This is a genomic window from Vibrio injensis (assembly GCF_001895205.1).
Lineage (GTDB): Bacteria > Pseudomonadota > Gammaproteobacteria > Enterobacterales > Vibrionaceae > Vibrio > Vibrio injensis.
Genome location: NZ_BDJF01000016.1, coordinates 83,984 through 103,170, shown reverse-complemented (window position 1 = coordinate 103,170; position 19,187 = coordinate 83,984). Strand labels below are relative to the sequence as shown.

Below are 19,187 nucleotides of genomic sequence, written 5' to 3'. Positions count from 1 at the left end.
TCCGCCAAAATCCAACCTGATCCCTAGCCTCTGGTTTTGTTCATTTGTCTAGTCTCTATACAACGGAAGCTGATAAAGAAAATCTCTACTTCAATATTCCGATTGCGAATACTACCGTTTTGATGCTCGGAAACGGCACCTCCATTACTCAAGCCGCTATGCGCATGCTCTCACAGGCTGGTGTATTGGTCGGGTTTTGTGGTGGCGGCGGTACGCCACTGCACATGGCTTGCGAGGTGGAATGGTTTACGCCGCAGAGCGAGTATCGCCCGACAGAATACTTACAAGGTTGGCTCTCATTCTGGTTTGATGATCAAAAACGCTTGGCCGCCGCCAAACAATTTCAAAACGCGCGGATTGATTACTTACAGCGCGTTTGGCGATCAGACCGAGAATTAACCCTTGAGAAATTTAATCTGCAAGATGAAGTGATAAAGCAATCGTTGGAAACCTTCCATCAGCGTACTGAAGCCGCGAGCAAACAATCCGACTTATTGCTCACCGAAGCGCAGTTGACCAAAGCCTTATACAAGTACGCTGCCAATAACACTGGCAAAGATAGCTTTACTCGCCAGCATCAGCCAGACAAAAAATCCACCGATAAAGCCAATGACTTTTTGAATCACGGTAACTACTTAGCCTATGGCCTTGCGGCAAGCTGCTTGTGGGTGTTGGGTATTCCGCACGGTTTTGCCGTCATGCATGGCAAAACCCGCCGTGGCGCTTTGGTGTTTGATGTCGCCGACTTAATCAAAGATGCGATTGTGCTGCCGTGGGCGTTTGTTTGCGCCAAAGAAAACGCTACCGAGCAAGAGTTTCGCCAGCAAATTCTACAATCTTTCATTGAACACAAAGCGCTCGACTTCATGTTTGACACCGTGAAACACGTTGCACTGCAAGGCAAAGAGGAAGAAGAGAGTGAGGGTCGCGTTTTATGATGGTCACTTTTGTCTCTCAGTGTGAGAAAAACGCCCTCAAGAAAACCCGCCGCGTACTGGATGCTTTCGTCAACCGCATTGGTGATAACACTTGGCAAACCCTCATCACCGAAGAAGGGCTGCTCACGGTGAAAAAAATGCTAGGCCAAACCGCCAGTCGCAGTACCGCAGTCAGTTGCCACTGGATCCGCTCTCGCTCGCGCAGTCAGTTGTTGTGGGTGGTGGGTAACAAGAAGAAATTTAATGCAGAAGGATATGTGCCAGTAAACAGTACAGAGAAAGACCTGTTGAACAGTGAATTTGAAAACGATTGGAAATATTTACCCCTGATTAAAGCGATAACCGGCATGGCCGCTTTGCTGCACGATTGGGGTAAAGCATCTGTACTTTTTCAGGAAAAGTTAAATCCAGAAATTAAAACCAAACATAAAGGTGACCCGCTACGTCATGAGTGGGTATCTTGTCTTCTATTCCATCAATTTGTCGCTAATCCAATACACCAATCTCAAGATGAGGCGTGGTTGGCTACTCTTATCAATCAAGGTATTGATGAAACTTGCTTTAACACCAACGTGTTACAAAAAGAGAAAGCGCTTGCTGAATTACCGACAGCAGCAGCGTTAATTACTTGGCTGATCGTTTCTCATCACCGCCTGCCTCTACCCAAAGAGAAAGACTTGTGTGATAGACAACGAGAAGTTGATAACTCGTCGTTGGCGGATTTACTCGCCAGAATTACCCCTGCATGGGGTTATGAAAACCGCTTTGATGAGTACAACGCGCTGCTGCCGAAATGTTTTGAATTTCCGCTAGGTCTGCTCTCCAATTCCTCGATTTGGCTTGCCGAACTTAAACGTCGTGCCAAGGATCTATTGCATCATCTGCCTTTACTCGATCAGGCAATCAATGATGGTAGTTGGCGAGGGATTCTACACCATGCTCGGTTGTGCCTGATGCTAGGTGACCACTATTACTCTTCACAGCCTAATAATCATCAATGGAAAACCTCGATAGATCTGTACGCCAACACCGATCCCAGCACCAAAGCGCCTAAACAAAAGCTAGATGAGCACTTAGTGAATGTCGCTAAAGTCGCAGTGAACACAGTGAAGTTACTGCCGTTTTTTGAAACCGAACCGCTCAAAGCCACCGAGCTTGGCGAGCTTGCACCTAAGGCCAGCACGCCTAAAGCATTCCGTTGGCAAGACAAAGCGGTACGCAAAATCAATGAGTGGCGTGAACACACGGAAGACAAAAGCCAAGGCTATTTTGTGGTGAACATGGCCAGTACCGGCTGTGGCAAAACCATCGCCAACGCCAAAATTATGCAGGCGTTATCTGTAGAGGGTGAAAGCCTACGATTTATCTTGGCACTTGGTTTGCGCACACTCACTTTGCAAACCGGAGACGAATACAAAGAAAGACTCAAACTGCAAGAGAGCGATTTAGCTGTGCTGATTGGCTCTAAAGCCATTTCAGAGTTACATCAATCGGGTAAGGCGGTTGAAAAAGACGACATTGAACCTGAACAAGCGGATGCCGGTTCTGAGTCTTTGGAGAGTCTTCAAGATGAAAACGATGTTCTGGATTGGCAAGGTGTGCTGCCTGAAGAAGAGCTCACAACTGTTTTAACCAAACAAAAAGATCGTCAATTACTGTATGCCCCAGTATTGGTGTGCACCATCGATCACATCATGGCCGCGACCGAAACCAAGCGTGGTGGGCGCTATATTCTGCCCTGTTTACGTTTAATGTCATCCGACTTGGTGATTGATGAAATTGACGACTTTACCGGTGATGATCTGATTGCGATTGGCCGATTAGTGCATCTGGCAGCCATGCTGGGGCGCAAAGTGATGATTTCCTCTGCCACCATACCGCCGGATTTAGCATTGGGTTTATACAATGCCTATCGTCAAGGATGGAAAGTCTTTGCTGCCAGCCGTGATCGAATCAGCACTGTTAATTGTGTTTATGTCGATGAATTTAGCGCTGATGTTCAGATGGTGGGCTGCGATGATGCTGATTTAGCTGCTTATGAGGCTTTCCAGCAACGTTTTGTGTCTAAACGCGTGGATAAGCTAAAACAGCAGGTCGCGAAGAGAAAGGGCGATATCATTCCATGCATTAAACAAAATGATCAACCGCTGGAGCAGCAGTATTTCGAGATAGTCAAACAAGCTGTTTTGGCTAAACACCAGCACCACAATACGTTAGAACCAGAAAGCCAAACCAGGGTGTCGTTCGGTGTGGTTCGGGTTGCCAATATTCAACCTTGTGTCGAATTAACCCAATATCTACTCAGTTGTGATTGGCCCTCCGATACCGAAGTGCGCTGCATGGCTTATCACAGCCAGCAGGTTCTGTTGCTGCGCCATGAGCAAGAAAAGCATTTGGATGAGGTACTCAAACGTAAAGAGAAACCGGGAGAATTACCCGAAGCGTTTGCCCATCCCGTTATTCGTGATCACCTAACGACTTGCCAAGCGAAAAACCTGATTTTTATTCTGGTTGCCACCCCAGTTGAAGAAGTGGGGCGTGACCATGATTTTGACTGGGCGGTAATTGAACCCTCATCTTTTCGTTCGATTATTCAAATGGCAGGTCGAGTGCGCAGACATCGCGATGGCGAGATTCAGGAGCCCAATATTGGCTTGTTGCAATACAACGTCAAAGGCTTCAGGGGCGGCGCTGAGCGAGTATTTAATTATCCCGGTTATGAAACAGACAGCGCCACCCAGCTCGCCACTCATGACTTATCTGAGTTGGTGGATGAAAAGTCGCTGCTGCAAGCGGTTAATGCCATTGTCCGTATTCAAAAGCGAGCAGTGCTAGAACCGCGCAACAACTTAGCGGATTTAGAGCACTTTGCCACCGCGAAAACCCTTGGCACCGATCAAATTGGCAAACCACAGCAAGCCAATACTAGTCGTCAGGATAGATACAACCGTAATCGTCGCAGTCGCTCGCCGCAGTCATGTTGGTATGAGCATCTGCACGGTCATATTCACGGCTACTGGTGGCTTACTGCACTGCCACAATACTTCAAGCGCTTTCGTAAAAGTGAACCGACAGTGCAAATCTACTTAGTTAAAAAAGAGCGCAGCATTGAGTTTTGTTTGCGTGAAGAGGGGATGCCTTCAATCGATGAAGTGTTAAATATTAAACACCTGCCGCTTCCACCAATGCAGCAACAGAAGCTTTGGCTGCAACGTGATTATAGCGAGTTAATCAGTTTATACAGCGCTAGCGCTGAGCAGTCAGTACGGTATGGTGAAATCAGTTTTATCTACCGTGAAGGTAATCAGCAATACAGCTACAACGACCAACTGGGGTTGGTCAGAACTTGCTAAAAATAAAGGCTGGAAAAATCCAGCCTTTAGCTACCTGCATGGTAGTGAACGTCTTAAACAATTAGATAATTTTCTAAGCTGCATTTTTGCAGTCGAGGAAGAGGCTACAGCAGGAGTTGAACTCTTTCAAAGGATTTTTAAAACTTAAAATTAAATAATTATATAATGGTTGATATTGTTTTGTGGCAGATATAAACTGAGCGAAATTTAATCAAAAAGGGAGATGTCAAGTGATAGATCCAGCAATAGCCGCCTTTTTTGCGGAACGTAAAGAAGCATGGCTAAAGAAGAATATCAGTGCAGCGATGTCTGATGCAGAAGTCTTGGAAAAACAACAGGAGTGTGAGCAAAACTTTCTATTAGACAATTGGTTGCCTGATGCGGCCAAAAGGGCGGGGCAAATTTCAGTGGCTTCACATCCTTGTACCTTTAGTCATCCGAGTGCGCGGAAAAACAAAAATGGTTACGTATCGTCCATTATTGCCAAGAACAAACCAAGGATAGATGGTTTTCTGCGCTCTGGTAATGTGAGCGTTGAGCCAGATGCACTCGGTAACGCAGCGGCATTAGATGTATACAAGTTTCTCAGCTTAGAGATGAGCGACCAACGTTCTTTATTGGTGCATATTGAGCAAGAAAGTGAGTTAGCAAGGCAATTGCTTGATATACCAAGTTGTGAATATCAGGCGCTACGCGATGGCTTTTTAAAAATGGTCGATAGCGATCAGGCGTCTGTTTCTAGCTCGAAGATTAAGCAAGTCTATTTCCCGATAGCCGATGGGGAATATCATTTACTGTCGTTATTAACTCATTCCGGTCATCTGTTTGAATTACGTAAACGTCTTGATGCACTTCGATTTGGTGATTCGGTAAAAGAGGCAAGAGAGTGCAAAAAAACGAATCACTTTCACCCTGCGGGTTACCAAGAGATCTTTGGCCTAACCACGATTGGGTTTGGTGGAACAAAACCGCAAAATATCAGCGTGCTCAATAACCAAAACGCAGGTAAAGCACATTTGCTGGCCTCTATGCCACCGGAGTTAACACCTCGTGATATTCGTTTACCGAAAACGGATTTTTTCAAAGAGTGTTTTACCGCTTGGCAAGCCAAAGAGGTACTTGAATCGCTGCATCGACTCTTTCAAACCGACTACAACAACGTCAATCTCCGCGATGGGCGTGACTATCGCATTCAGCAATACGTTGATTTGGTGATTGAAAAAATGTGGCAAGTGCGCCTGTTTCTTGAAGACTATTCCGGTGAATTATCGAGTGTGTTGCCTTTGGAGCAAAAAATCTGGTTCTATCCAGAGTTTGCTGAGCAGCGTCAGCAAGAGGATGAGTGGCTCGATAAAATCATTCGCCACATTGCCCGTGGCTTAATCAACCATTACAGCCGCAGCAAAGTGATCGCCAGTCCCGTCACATTGGCTGACCACGAGCTGCTGGCGATAGAAAAGGTGGTTGCCAGCAATAAGGAGAACTTGCGATGAACGTATTGATCTTACCGCATCTTAAAATTCACAACGCCAATGCACTTTCAAGCCCCTTTACTATTGGCTTTCCTGCCATGACGGCATGGCTAGGTTTTGTACATGCCTTAGAGCGCAAGCTTAGCCAAGCAGGTTTATCCGATCTCATGCTGCATAGTGCTGCGGTGGTGAGCCACCGTTGTGATGTACAGACTCATAAAGGCGAAGGTGACTATGTTTATTCCATTATCGGTACAGCTAATCCACTCGATAAGGATGGTTCACGCTCGGCATTTATTGAGGAAGCACGCTGTCACTTAGAGGTGTCCCTCGTCATTGAGTGGAGTGGAAATGACGAAGAACTTCAGCAGTCAGAGTTTACGCAGCAGTTGCAAGCGGTGATCGCGACGATGAAAGTGGCAGGAGGCGACGTTCTTTCCGTTGGGAAACCCTCGGTTAAATCTGTGATTACGGAACAGGATACCGCTCAAGTCCTACGCCAATTAATGCCAGGTTATGTGCTGATCGAACGCCGCGATTTAATGATTGACGCCATGCAGCAAGGTGATGACGCAATAGATGCGCTGCTGGGTTACCTCACCGTGCACCACCATTGTGAACAGCTTGAAGAGCAAAGTGTTGTTTGGCATAGCCAACGCAAGACGAGTGGCTGGATTGTGCCGATTGCCACTGGTTTTCAGGGTCTCTCGCCATTAGGTGAAGCAAAAAATCAGCGCGATCCATCAGTGCCGCACCGCTTTGCCGAAAGTGTGGTCACGCTAGGCGAATTTGTCATGGCACACAAAATCAAACATCTCGATGACATCCTTTGGCAATACCACACTGAGTTAGAAAACGATCTCTACCTTTGTCAGCAAGTTAACCCTATCAACGAACATCAATAAGGAAATTTCTCATGGCTAAAAATAACGACACAGCTTCAGTTCTGGCATTTGAAAAAAAATTAGTTCCATCCGATGGCTACCTTTTTGGATGCCAGTGGGAAACCAAAGCGCAAGCCACCCCATTAGCGCTGCAAGAAAAATCGGTACGTGGCACGATTTCTAATCGTTTAAAGGCGGCGGTAAAAAATGATCCCGCTAAGCTGAATGCGGAAGTTGAAAAAGCAAACTTACAGCGAGTGGATGCCTGTGCGTTGGGGCAGGATCACGATACTTTGAAGTTGCACTTCACACTCAAAGTATTAGGCGGGCTTGCACAACCTTCGGCATGTAACAATGCGCTATTCAAACAGAGCTACAGCACTGCGGTTTCAAAGTACATTACCCAATATGGCTGTTTTGAGTTGGCGAAACGCTACGCCAGCAACCTTGCCAATGCCCGTTTTCTATGGCGCAACCGAGTTGGTGCAGAAGACATTGAAGTGCAAGTCAAGGCGCTTAACAAAGGAGCGGAGCAAACTTGGACTTTTGATGCCAAACAATTTAGTACACGTCATTTTGATCATAATGATCAGCATATTAATAGCTTGGCAGAACGTATTGCCAAAGCTTTAGCCAGCGAGTCTGAACATTTGATGCTGCAAATTGATTGCTATGCCAAAGTCGGTAAAGCGCAAGAAGTGTACCCCAGTGAAGAGTTAGTGCTCGATAAGGGCAACAGCAAAACCAAGAAAAGTAAAATCCTGTATGCGGTTAATGAGCATGCTGCGATGCATTCACAAAAAATTGGTAACGCACTGCGTTCCATTGATACTTGGTACCCAGATTACGCATCTGAAGAGCAAAGTGCAGGAGCCATTGCGATTGAACCCTATGGCGCTGTCACTAATTTAGGAAAGGCGTTCCGTACCCCGAAAGACAAGCAGGATTTTTATACCTTCTTCGATAAGTGGGCGCGCGGTGAAAGTTTGCCCCGTGAAGAAGATGAACATTACGTCATGGCTGTATTAGTGCGTGGTGGAGTTTTTGGCGAAAGTGACAAATAGGTGGCGGTGATGAACTACTACCAAGAGATCACTTTATTACCAGATGCCGACATTGCAGTAGGCTTCCTGTGGCAAAACGTCTTTCAACAAGTGCACATTGCTTTAGTGGAGCACAAAGTGGGTAGCAATCAATCTCTGGTTGCGGTCGGTTTTCCTGATTATCGCCAAGCGAAATTTCCGCTTGGCAGTAAGTTGCGCCTTTTTGCAAAAGAGCAAGCGACATTGGAAAAGTTGGCTATCCACCGCTGGCTAACTCGGCTAGAAGACTATGTGCACATCAAAGGCATCAAACCCGTACCAAGCGAGGTAACTTACGTCAGCTTTGTACGCAAGCAGGTGAAATCGCCCGAACGAATAGAGCGGGATATGCAGCAAAAAGCCGAACTATGGGCAGCAAAATCCGGTAAACCACTGGTGGAATGTCTAGCGGATTTGCAACAAAGCAAGCCGACAGCCTTGTGCTCTTTGCCGTTTATTTACTTGCATAGCCAGCAAACCAAGCAACGCTCACCAGAAAAAAACAGCAAGTTTCCGCTGTTTATTGAGATGCAGCCGCAAAGCACATCTCAAGATGGGAGCTTCGATTGCTATGGTTTAAGTAGCAAAGCGAATGGACAATCAGCATTGGCTACCGTGCCGCACTTTTAAATTGAACGAAAAAGGGTAGTTTTTACCCTTTATTTTTGCTCTTTAAAAATAAGCTTTAAATACAATAAGTTACAGATGGTGGTTTTTGACAAGGTAAAAAGATGATTTTTATCCTAACTGACTGTTGTAACTTATTTTTATTGATTTATTCTATTGTTCACTGCCGCACAGGCAGCTTAGAAACATTCGTGAAAGTTGAAGATGATCAACTGTAAGTTCACTGCCGCACAGGCAGCTTAGAAAGCCAGAGTTACCACCGGAACCATCACCACCATGTTCACTGCCGCACAGGCAGCTTAGAAATGTCCTGTCGGTAAAATTAACTCGTTATTTACGTTCACTGCCGCACAGGCAGCTTAGAAATAGCATTTGCATAGAGCCGTTGTAACCCTGAAGTTCACTGCCGCACAGGCAGCTTAGAAACGCCTCCGCTGGCGTCCTTGTTGCTAACAACTGTTCACTGCCGCACAGGCAGCTTAGAAAGTAAAGAATCACACTGAGTCATTTTATTATAAGTTCACTGCCGCACAGGCAGCTTAGAAAAGACTGCCAAGCATGCAGATAAAATTGGCATTGTTCACTGCCGCACAGGCAGCTTAGAAATGATTTATGAGCGATGCAAAGCCGTAAAGAATGTTCACTGCCGCACAGGCAGCTTAGAAATTCTAACTACGATCCTGAGAGTCGGACTTACAGTTCACTGCCGCACAGGCAGCTTAGAAAACAACGGAAAACAGCGCTCCCACAAACGGTATGTTCACTGCCGCACAGGCAGCTTAGAAATGACGTTGGTTTTAAGCGAGAAAAAGCCCTTTGTTCACTGCCGCACAGGCAGCTTAGAAATTATCGCCCTTTGTCTGAATTTATTAATTATTGTTCACTGCCGCACAGGCAGCTTAGAAAAACTCTTGAAACCATATCCGCGCAATATGAACGTTCACTGCCGCACAGGCAGCTTAGAAAGGTAGACAACTTCGCTGAAGAATACGCCCTATGTTCACTGCCGCACAGGCAGCTTAGAAACTACGCTGCAAGCAGCTACCCGCTAGACACTCAGTTCACTGCCGCACAGGCAGCTTAGAAATTAGTGAAAGATTGACAGTGGCGATCAGCAATGTTCACTGCCGCACAGGCAGCTTAGAAATTGAAAGGATTGGCAGGGGGTTTTGCTGCATTGTTCACTGCCGCACAGGCAGCTTAGAAATACCGAGGCGGGTATGTATGACGGCATAGCAAGTTCACTGCCGCACAGGCAGCTTAGAAATGCTAGCTGAGCATGGCTTATACGGTGATATGGTTCACTGCCGCACAGGCAGCTTAGAAAATGGTGGGGGTGACGTGGAAAGAGTCGCCAATGTTCACTGCCGCACAGGCAGCTTAGAAATGTTTGCACTCGTGCGGGTGAGTCAGCAATAGGTTCACTGCCGCACAGGTAGCTTAGAAAACGCTCGGTACTGATTGCGTCTGGTAAGGCGCAAGAATTTTGGAGATGTGTCAGTGATTCAGCGTTATAAATATTTCATAGTTTTATTGGTTATATTTTTGTTTGGGTGCAATTCATCAGTTCAGCAGCTAAGCCAAGACTGGGAATCAGTCTACAACCATTGTACTGACCTAGAGCTTGGTAACGAGGCAGACTTTGTGACTACATCTTGGTTTGATGAACTTGATCTTGAAACTCAAAAGCAGGTCGCTTTGTACGTTTACCAAACCAATTTTTACGCTTGCCACTCTCAGAAAACTGTTGATTTCAGATCACAGTTAGAAAAGCTTGGGGCGAAAGAAAAGTTAAAATACTATCAAGGTATAGGTGTATTTGATACACCAAACACAAGCTTGGTTCAGGGGGTGGATAAAGATGTCTTGAATAAGTTAATTGAAGCGCAACCTCAAAATCTAAACTTACGACATATTGGGATTCAATTAGGTTTCCGTAATTAGAACGATAATAGAAAGTTAGCGATACTATTCACGCCTTTGATATTGAAGTTTGTGTTTAATCGGTCTTAAATGATCCCTCAAAAACTTACAGTATAATACCACCTTAATGCCACCCTAATTACACCCACAAACTACTTAGGTATTATAAGTGCATGTAATTTATAGTTAAAATAGCTTTTTATGGCATTTAAAACGGCGAAACCCCGATGTTGGTAGCATCGGGGTTTCTAATTTTTTAGATGATTTGGATGGTAAGGCCAAAAAATCTTATTTATGCAAAAGGGTGGATTTTATCCAATTAATTCCTTGGTAGGGAATTAGATACGGATGAAGTCCATGTGCTCAACTTTTGGCTTGAACACGTGACGCTGAACGTCTTGAGGCTTAACTTTAACTTCAGCACCATCGATAACTAGAGTAATTGCTTCGTAGAACTCTGGCTTATCCATTTGGTTGATGACGTCATCGTGTTTTAGTGCGATAGATACTGGCGCAGCTTCACCACCGTAAACGATAGCAGGAAATAGACCAGCGTGACGTAGGCGGCGGCTCGCACCTTTACCTAGTTCAGTACGCACTACTGCATTGAATTTCATAGTATTTACTCTCAAATTAGTAAAAAAATAATCAGTGTGACAGCATCAATGCGACCTTGTGCTGTCGTAGCGTTTTGTTAGCGATAAATAATCATTCCCAAAACGAGCGCGGATACTAACATTCTACGTTAGGATGAGCAATAAAAATGATGCGTTATACTCGACAATCACCTGTGTGACTAATTGCTGAGTTCATCAGCAAAAATTTTATCTCTTAGCGTCCAAAATCGGCCGTTTTTTCGTGCGATGACGAATTGTGGTGGTCGAAAACGGTGTTGATGATCGACAACTTTATTTGGCGATGCGGCTTCAAAGGCTCGATGTTTATCGGCCAGATGAGGGCGTACAAAACGCTGCTTGAAAATAGCTTTTTGTTTTGGGGTTGTGAGTGACCAAAATTCGTGCACTTGAGCGTTATTTTCACCGAGGTAAGTAACGCGAAGGTGGTTTTTTCCTTTGCTGTCTTTATGAATGCTGAATGTCATGGAGAGGCATTCAAATACTAATGCATCTTTTAAGTTTAATGCCTCTTTAAGTTTTTTATCAGGATCCACTAAAGTCGCTTGGCATTCGTGACAAATTCGCGCCGCGATATCGTTATCAGCGCCACATTCGTTACAATATTTGGCTCGGAAACGATAACCACAATGTTCACGCTCTGCGGTCTCTTTATCTTCAAAATAGCCTTGGCAGCGTCGTCCATAGTGCTCGAGAAGAAAACCGTTAGCGTCCAGTTTCCCCCAAAAGTTATTATTAAAGCCACAGGCAGGGCAAGGAATAGTAATGATTTCACTATTGGAGTCGGGTTTCGGGTCGCCGACTTCAGGCTGATACAGGTCGTACTGGTTACCTGCATAATCGAGTACCAAACATTCGGTTTTTCCCGGAGCGAGACGTAAACCTCGACCAACGATTTGCTGGTATAAGCTCACCGACTCGGTGGGCCTTAAAATAGCAATTAAATCGACATGTGGGGCATCAAAGCCGGTGGTCAATACTGAAACGTTGACTAAGAATCGGATCTCTTGCTGTTTGAAACTGTGGATGATTCGATCACGCTCTTGTGATGAAGTATCGCCAATGACTAAGGCGGATTGTTGTTCAGGCAGTAAACTGAGGATCTCTTGGGCGTGACGAACGGTTGCAGCAAAAATCATCACGCCTTTCTTGTTCTCCGCTAACTGAATAATTTGTTGAACAATTTGCGGTGTCGCACGCTTTGATTGCTCGATAACCAGATCGAGTTCAGATTCTTTATATCGTCCTGTACTCGTTGGGCTTAGCTGAGAAAAATCGTAACTAAGAATGGGCGCATCAATGAGTCTTGCTGGCGTCAAGAACCCTTCATCCAATAAATAATGAATGGGTAACTCAAAGATGCAGTCTTTGAAAAAACGGGTCTCTTCACTGCGTACTAAACCACGAGTGTGGTATTGGTAGATCCATCCCATGCCCAGCCGATAAGGAGTCGCCGTTAGGCCGAGTACTTTCATATTAGGATTAAGTGCTAATAGGTGACTGATCACTTTTTGATAGCTACTGTCTTTATCATCGGGTACTCGATGGCACTCATCAATGACGAGTAATGAATATTGCTGTTGAAAAGCGGATAAATTTCGTACCACAGATTGCACGGATGCAAAAACGACAGAGTGATCGTTTTCTTTTCGTCCCAGCCCAGCAGAAAATATTCCGCCAGTCAGTCCATACCCTTCATATTTAGCGTGGTTTTGTTCTACCAGTTCTTTAACGTGAGCAAGGACCAATACTCGTCCTTTGGCTAAACGTGCTAATTCAGCAATCACTAAGCTTTTCCCAGCACCGGTAGGCAGAACAATCACCGCAGGCGTGCTGTGTTGGCGAAAATAATGGATGACCGCTTTGACGGAATCGGCTTGGTAAGGTCGTAAGGTATACATAAAGGCAAGGATTAATTATGTGAAATAGTTCAACTATTTTGAGTGAGGCTTGTATAATACCTGACTTCAAGCAGATGAGGTATTCATGCGTTTAGATAAATTTTTGTGTGATGCGCTCGGCACCACACGTAAAGAGTCGACTCAACTTTTAAAAAGTGGCGATGTAACGGTCGATGGTATCGTTCGTAAAAGTGGTTCATGTCAAGTCACGGAATTGTCGCAAGTGGAGTGGCAAGGCCGAGCGCTGACGTTAAGTGGCCCTCGTTATATTATGCTGCATAAACCACAAGGTTATGTATGCTCTCATGAAGATAGCTTCAATCAAACGGCCTTTGTGTTACTCGATGAAGCCAATCAACGTGATTTGCATTTTGCCGGCAGGCTAGATGTTGATACGACGGGATTAGTGTTAATTACCGATGATGGGCAATGGTCACATCGGGTCACTTCTCCTAAACACCATTGTGAAAAAACCTATCGTGTTTGGCTCGCGGATCCGATTACCGACGAGTATACTGAACAGTTTGCTAAGGGGATTGAGTTACGCGGTGAGCGAGCTTTAACTCGACCTGCTCAGCTTGAAGTGATTGATCCAAAACAGGTTTTATTGACTATTCACGAAGGTAAATACCATCAAGTGAAACGCATGTTTGCTGCTCTAGGCAATAAGGTGGTCGGGTTACATCGTGAACGGGTAGGGGATATTGTATTAGATCCTTCTCTTGAACCGGGAGAATTTCGCTATTTGACCGAGTCCGAAATCGCTTCTGTCTGGAACTGAACCACTTTTCTGCTCTGCATTTCTGATGAGCAAACGTGTACTCGAGACCTTCTATTTTGCTGAGTGTAGACATATGCTGCAGATCAGCAACGTCAATAGGGTGGATACAGAAACCTTATTGACAAGGATTCAATCCTATTTATTGATAAAACGAACGGAGACTTATGACTTCCAATAATGCCCCTGCTAAATATGATGCTACTAGCCTTGGCTTCTTGCTGTTTATTGTGCTGGGTGCTATCGGCGCATTAACCCCGCTTGCTATCGACATGTATTTGCCTGCGATGCCCGCTATCGCTAGAGATTTAGGGACGACTGCTGGCTCAGTACAATTAACGTTAACGGCTTATACGGCGGGTTTTGCCATCGGGCAATTATTACACGGTCCATTAGCGGACAGCTATGGACGTCGCCCCGTGATGTTGTTAGGGATATTTTTATTTGCGGTTGCGTCCGTGTTTAGTGCCACAACGCATGGAATTGAAGCATTAACTTATATTCGTGCTGCTCAAGGGTTTGCTGGTGCGGCGGCTGCAGTCGTGATTCAGGCGGTGGTGCGCGATATGTTTGATCGGGAAGATTTTGCTCGCGCGATGTCTTTTGTCACTCTGGTGGTCACACTCGCGCCATTAGTCGCCCCATTGATTGGTGGACATTTAGCCGTTTGGTTTGGTTGGCGATCCATTTTCTGGGTGTTAGCAATGTTTGCTGTGGTCGTCATGGCGATGGTTGTTTGGAAAGTGCCAGAGACACTCGCGGTAGAAAATCGTCAGCCATTGCGTTTCATGAGCACGATGAAAAACTATGCCCAACTGTGTCGTAATGGGCAGGCTATGGGGCTGATTTTTGCGGGAGCTTTTTCATTCTCTGGGATGTTTGCTTTTTTGACAGCAGGCTCTTTTGTTTATATTGATATTTTTGGTGTAACTCCAAACCAGTTTGGTTATCTGTTTGCACTCAATATTATTGCGATGATCGCGATGACCAGTATCAATGGTCGATTTGTACGACGCGTTGGTTCTCATGCCATGTTACGCTTTGGCTTGTTCATTCAGTTATTGGCCGGTGTCGGTCTATTTGTCGGCTGGACTCTCGATTGGGGTTTATGGGGAACCGTTCCTTTTGTTGTATTATTTATTGGTACTATTTCAACCATTGGTAGTAATGCAATGGGGCTATTGTTGAGTGGGTATCCTCGAATCGCGGGTACGGCTTCCTCTTTGGCGGGGACATTGCGTTTTGGTACTGGCTCATTGATTGGTGCCGTCGTTGCCTCAATGCCAAGTGATGTCACTTGGCCAATGATTTTAGTGATGGCGGCATGCTCGGTTTTGTCGGCTGGTTTTTATTGGACGTTGGGAAGAAACGCATAGTGTCGAGTTATCATTTAGAAATTCAGAAAGTTGTTAATAGTGCTTTGCAAGAATTAGCACAAGAACATGCCGCAGGAAAATTAGCGGATGCGCCAGTAGCAAACAACCACTTTTTAGTACATTGGGTCTCGAAGGCGTTAAAAAGCCAACGTTTTCAACGTTGTGTTGGCGATGACTTAACCGCTTGGCAAAAAGCCGGACGTTCGAAGGGAAATCAGTCGGGGTTATTGCTCCAATTTCGACGTATTTCCGCGTTTTATGCACGGTTCTTTAATGATCATGCTGATAACGATTTGACCGATAAGAAAATTGAAGCCTTTTTGGATGAGATGGAACAAGCGGGTTGGGAGGTCTCGACTTCTGAGCCGCTGGTTGGCTGTGGAAAAATACAAATTTTTACCGATGGTCAGAACTCTTTAGCGCTGTGTTCGGTTCAATGTGATGCCTGTTTTGACGGTGAAATGCTGGTTAAACCGATGAGCTGGTTTGTGCGTGGCTTTCATGCTGAATTTGTTGAAAAAGCTTCTGCGGCAGGGTTTATGGTTCATAAACGTACGGATTATAAATCGAATGTTAAATACCACGGAGAATATCTGATTTTTCCGGGAAATCAGGGAACACAATTAGCGGAAATTCCCCTTTCATTTCAAGCGGCTTAATTGTGCGCTTTTTAGCCTAAACGAAAGCGACGGCTAGGCCGTCGCTTTGCAAAGCATAAAATCTGCTTTAATTATCTGATACCAATCACTGCTCTATCTCGGTTCATTGAGACCAACCAACTGCGACTTTATTGACTAAAGTGGATTCGTTCTAAACTTTCTACACGTCGTAAATCTCGTTCGGAGAATGAGTTGCGCCGCAGTTCTTCCAGTTGGGCGTGCTGTTGCTCAGGGTGATCAGCTAGGCGCTTAACGATAGTTTTCCTCTGCTCAAGATAATATTGCCATTGCTGTTCAAACTGCTGCCTTGACTGGCCAAGGTGATTAAGACGCTGAATGGTTTCTTCATCCACTAACTCCTTCAAAGCCAGATAGTGATCTTGTGGGTCTTGTTTGTCCAGTGTAAGGACTGCGGTTAATAAACGGTGGTTATGTTCATTACGTTGAATGTAGTCCGGTTGTTGTTTTATCTGTTCATCCCATAAGCGTTGTGCTTTTTGTTGTGAATAGATTTCAAACAGTTTTTTCTTATCAATCGCAAGCTGACGGATGCGGTTTTCTTCTATAAATAAAGATTGTTGTTCGCTAGAAAAATGAACATCTTGTAGATGAACGATTTTGTCATGCAGACGCTGCCAATCGGCGGCCAATCCGTTTAATGATGAAAAGCTTAACTTATCCAGAGCCTGTTGGTAGGCGGTTAATTGATGAAATAGCGGCGCATCAATACTGATGTTTTCGTCAATATAATCGGTAAATTGCTGTTGTAATAAGTTAAGATCAACCTGTTCCATCTCCGACACCAGATAATTCAGCAAATCGCGAGGGGAGGAAAGATCGACTTCGCTTTTCAGTACCATCGGTGGTTGTTTATCCGCGGGTTTATTATTATCACGGAACAGTGATAGTGACAGCGTCACTGTCAGTGCTCCGAGTAATAAAATAAAGGTCATTCGTTTATAGCGCATGACTACAGTCCAAGTTGTTGTAAACGATTGGCATGTTGGCGATAAAGAGTAACAGGTGAAATTTCAAAAAGATGGCGAATGCCTAACAGTCCATTAACTTCATCGAGATGATTCATTTTATAGTGAGTACCAATCACTTGACCAAGATGGCTACTACAGACGGAGACGAGGCCATCATTGGGCTCATCAAAAGCGAGGCTTAGAATACCTATAGGGATGTCAGTTGGATCCAGCAAATTAGTGATCGCTGATGAGCCTGTCCAAGAAAAATAGTGGACCCCATTACTGGCGACGGCTTCACCCTGTCCACAATAGGTTGTTGGTACACCCTCTGGATAATGGCGATTAAAAGCCAGTGAGCCTTCGGTGGTTAAAGTATCGAGTGCGGCTAAGGCATCTTGTTCTAAACCTTTGCCACCGGAGAGTAAGTTGATCAACGCAACAAAGCTATCGGTTATTTTGACCGCTAAGGCTTCAGAAATGGAGTCTTCCGGCACGGTATTTCTCACGATATCAGCAACTCGTGAACCCCAATTAACGCCACCAACACTGGTGACAGAGGCAACCAGATCCGGGCGAACTGAGGCAACATAGCGAGCGGTTGGGCTGCCTTGGCTATGACCAATAAGATTGACTTTCTCTTTGCCAGTCAAGGCTAAGATGGTTTCAACTTGCGCCAGTAGTTGCTCGCCTCGTACTTCTGAGCGGTTAGCGGCAGCCACTTGCGCGGTAAATACGGTAGCGCCATCTTTGCTTAGTGCATGGGGAATACCGTAGAAATAGTCTATTTTGGCGATGCTATCAAAGCCGAAAATGCCATGGACGAGTACTAATGGGTAGCGAGTTTCGGTATAACCACTATTGGCTAATGTCGCTGGGGCATGAAGGGAAAATAGTCCAATACAGAGTATACCTATCCATCGATATATGACGTTCACATTGATATCCTTATGTTATTTGTTTTTTAGTTGGCATTGATTTTATCAATGTAAAATAGTTTCAATTTCTCACTCTGTCGAGGGTTTTCGCTGTGATTGTGACGCTGATAACTCGTCATTTTCTGAGTGGTTCTCATGAGCTTATTTGGTCGCTTTTTTAACGATCGCACGAACCATGCCTTTAAAAATAAATAGATGCGCAGGCATCATGACAAACCAATAGAGAAGACCGCGAAAACCTTGTGGATGCCACCAAGCGGTAATGGTCAATTCACGTTGCTGACCAAGATCTTTAATTGCAAACTCTAAGCGGCCTAATCCAGGTCCTTTCATGCCAAACAATAAAGATAAAAAGCGTGGCGGTTGACAGCGAATGACCTTCCATGAATCAATAAAATCACCGACTTGCAACTCGGTTCCTTGTGGGGGGCGTCGAATCGGCTTTCCTCCACCAAAGAATACATCGAGCCATTCACGGGTTCGCCATAATGGATTAGCAAAAAAATAGCCTTGGTGGCGCTGCCCCATGGTTTTGACCACGGCCCATAACTGTTCTGAACTGGCATCGGTGGTTATCGTAGCGCCAGTGTGCTTCGGGTAAAATCCAAATCCCGGTTGCCAGCGCTGCATAGCGCCGGGATCAAATCCCCAGACGTTACTGCGTACAAAAGTGCCTTCTTGTTCGATGGTGGATTTCACCGCATCGTAGAAATGGATCATCGTTTGTGGATAGCGCTGCTCAATAGCCTCGTTATTCGCAATAAAATCATGGGCAAGGCCATCTAATAGGGCTCGTCCAATGCTTGAAGGCACCGAGGTGACTAAACCAAGCCAGTATGAAGCCATTCTCGGAGTGAGTAAGCTGGTAGACCAAAGCCGAAAAGGTTTATTGGCTAATTGACAAATAATCTCAAACTGTTGGCGGTAGGTGAGGGTATCGGGGCCACCAGCTTCAAATTGTTGATGCTGAGTGGGCGTTTCTTGAGCAAGAGCCAGCAGATAATGATTAAGATTGCTTAACGCAATCGGATTGGCTTTTGAATCAACCCATCGTGGTGTGATCAGAATGGGTAAGTTATAAACAAAATCACGCATGATCTCGAAAGCCGCCGATCCCGGGCCAATAATGACTCCTGCTCTTAATTCGGTAATGGGGACGTGACTTTGCCGTAAAATTTCGCCGGTTTTTTGTCGAGCGGCTAAATGGTCAGAATGGCCGGATAGGGGTTGCAAGGCACTAAGATAAATGACGTGTTTTACTTGGCTCTGTTGTAAAGCATCGCGCATATTCGTGGCCAGCGATAATTCGTAGTTAATGAAATCGTCGTCTTGAGCCATGCCGTGCACCAAAAAATAGACTAAATCTGCTTGTTTGACCCAGTGGCAAGTTTGTTGTGGGTCGGCTAAATCAAGATAAATAATGGTTAAATTGTCGTGCTTAGGAGTACGGTCAGTAAAATAATCGACCTGCCGAGCCGCCGCAGTGACCTGATAACCTTGTGCCAGCAATAAAGGGATAAGTTGGGAGCCGACATAACCTGAAGCACCTAATACTAATACTTTTTTCATTTTTATTCCTTTGGATAGGTTAAGGCTTGAGCGTATAATCCTCGACCATATTGCTAAACCTTTCTTACTCGACGTTGTAGCGAT

14 protein-coding genes, 1 pseudogene and 1 CRISPR repeat array are annotated in these 19,187 nt (G+C 45.2%); of the genes and pseudogenes, 10 read left to right on the top strand and 5 right to left on the bottom strand.

All coding sequences use genetic code 11. From position 1 onward, the window contains the following. Nucleotides 1-53: 53 nt before the first annotated feature. The 7 genes and pseudogenes from cas1f to BSR11_RS05520 form a co-directional block, all read left to right on the top strand. Nucleotides 54-938: pseudogene (cas1f, locus tag BSR11_RS05550) on the top strand (type I-F CRISPR-associated endonuclease Cas1f); the annotation flags it as partial. Continuing rightward, nucleotides 935-4,291, top strand: coding sequence for a type I-F CRISPR-associated helicase Cas3f (gene cas3f / locus BSR11_RS05545; protein ID WP_072669467.1), 3,357 nt, complete (start codon nt 935-937; stop codon nt 4,289-4,291). The pseudogene cas1f and the gene cas3f, both read left to right, overlap by 4 nt. A gap of 230 nt (nt 4,292-4,521) precedes the next feature. Further along, nucleotides 4,522-5,784, top strand: coding sequence for a type I-F CRISPR-associated protein Csy1 (gene csy1 / locus BSR11_RS05540; RefSeq protein WP_072669466.1), 1,263 nt, complete (start codon nt 4,522-4,524; stop codon nt 5,782-5,784). Continuing rightward, nucleotides 5,781-6,668 (top strand): type I-F CRISPR-associated protein Csy2, encoded by an 888-nt coding sequence (csy2, locus tag BSR11_RS05535; RefSeq protein WP_072669465.1) that lies wholly within the window; start codon nt 5,781-5,783, stop codon nt 6,666-6,668. Before csy1 ends, csy2 begins: the two co-directional genes overlap by 4 nt. A gap of 11 nt (nt 6,669-6,679) precedes the next feature. Further along, entirely contained in the window at nt 6,680-7,711 is a 1,032-nt protein-coding gene (gene csy3, locus BSR11_RS05530) for a type I-F CRISPR-associated protein Csy3 (RefSeq protein ID WP_072669464.1), read from the top strand. A 9-nt stretch (nt 7,712-7,720) separates the two neighbouring features. Next, the gene (gene cas6f, locus BSR11_RS05525; RefSeq protein ID WP_072670036.1) at nt 7,721-8,359 is read left to right on the top strand and encodes a type I-F CRISPR-associated endoribonuclease Cas6/Csy4; all 639 of its coding nucleotides are present in this window, start codon (nt 7,721-7,723) and stop codon (nt 8,357-8,359) included. Between the two features lie 155 nt (nt 8,360-8,514). Beyond that, nucleotides 8,515-9,803: direct repeats of the CRISPR family, unit length 28 nt; unit sequence GTTCACTGCCGCACAGGCAGCTTAGAAA. A 53-nt stretch (nt 9,804-9,856) separates the two neighbouring features. After that, nucleotides 9,857-10,300, top strand: coding sequence for a hypothetical protein (locus BSR11_RS05520; protein WP_072669463.1), 444 nt, complete (start codon nt 9,857-9,859; stop codon nt 10,298-10,300). Nucleotides 10,301-10,617: 317 nt separating this feature from the next. Here BSR11_RS05520 and rplY read toward each other — a convergent pair whose 3' ends face one another. Together rplY and radD are read right to left on the bottom strand one after the other, a co-directional pair. Beyond that, nucleotides 10,618-10,896, bottom strand: coding sequence for a 50S ribosomal protein L25 (gene rplY / locus BSR11_RS05515; protein WP_072669462.1), 279 nt, complete (start codon nt 10,894-10,896; stop codon nt 10,618-10,620). A 179-nt stretch (nt 10,897-11,075) separates the two neighbouring features. Further along, complete coding sequence (radD, locus tag BSR11_RS05510) at nt 11,076-12,815, bottom strand: DNA repair helicase RadD (RefSeq protein WP_072669461.1); 1,740 nt, start codon at nt 12,813-12,815, stop codon at nt 11,076-11,078. A gap of 85 nt (nt 12,816-12,900) precedes the next feature. Here radD and rsuA point away from each other — a divergent pair, with 85 nt between their 5' ends. The 3 genes from rsuA to BSR11_RS05495 all read left to right on the top strand — a co-directional run bounded on the left by rsuA (nt 12,901) and on the right by BSR11_RS05495 (nt 15,628). Next, the gene (gene rsuA, locus BSR11_RS05505) at nt 12,901-13,596 is read left to right on the top strand and encodes a 16S rRNA pseudouridine(516) synthase RsuA (RefSeq protein WP_072669460.1); all 696 of its coding nucleotides are present in this window, start codon (nt 12,901-12,903) and stop codon (nt 13,594-13,596) included. A 164-nt stretch (nt 13,597-13,760) separates the two neighbouring features. After that, nucleotides 13,761-14,969, top strand: coding sequence for a Bcr/CflA family multidrug efflux MFS transporter (locus BSR11_RS05500; protein ID WP_072669459.1), 1,209 nt, complete (start codon nt 13,761-13,763; stop codon nt 14,967-14,969). Further along, a complete protein-coding gene (locus BSR11_RS05495; protein ID WP_072669458.1) occupies nt 14,969-15,628 on the top strand; it encodes a DUF2913 family protein in 660 nt (219 codons plus the stop codon). Before BSR11_RS05500 ends, BSR11_RS05495 begins: the two co-directional genes overlap by 1 nt. Nucleotides 15,629-15,756: 128 nt before the next feature. Here the strand turns inward: BSR11_RS05495 and BSR11_RS05490 are convergent, their stop codons facing one another. From BSR11_RS05490 to BSR11_RS05480, 3 genes are all read right to left on the bottom strand, one after another. Continuing rightward, nucleotides 15,757-16,596 (bottom strand): lipase secretion chaperone, encoded by an 840-nt coding sequence (locus BSR11_RS05490; protein WP_072669457.1) that lies wholly within the window; start codon nt 16,594-16,596, stop codon nt 15,757-15,759. Between the two features lie 2 nt (nt 16,597-16,598). Then, entirely contained in the window at nt 16,599-17,513 is a 915-nt protein-coding gene (locus tag BSR11_RS05485) for a lipase family alpha/beta hydrolase (protein ID WP_167363654.1), read from the bottom strand. Nucleotides 17,514-17,675: 162 nt separating this feature from the next. Then, entirely contained in the window at nt 17,676-19,103 is a 1,428-nt protein-coding gene (locus BSR11_RS05480; protein WP_072669456.1) for a DUF2867 domain-containing protein, read from the bottom strand. Between the last annotated feature and the right edge of the window lie 84 nt (nt 19,104-19,187).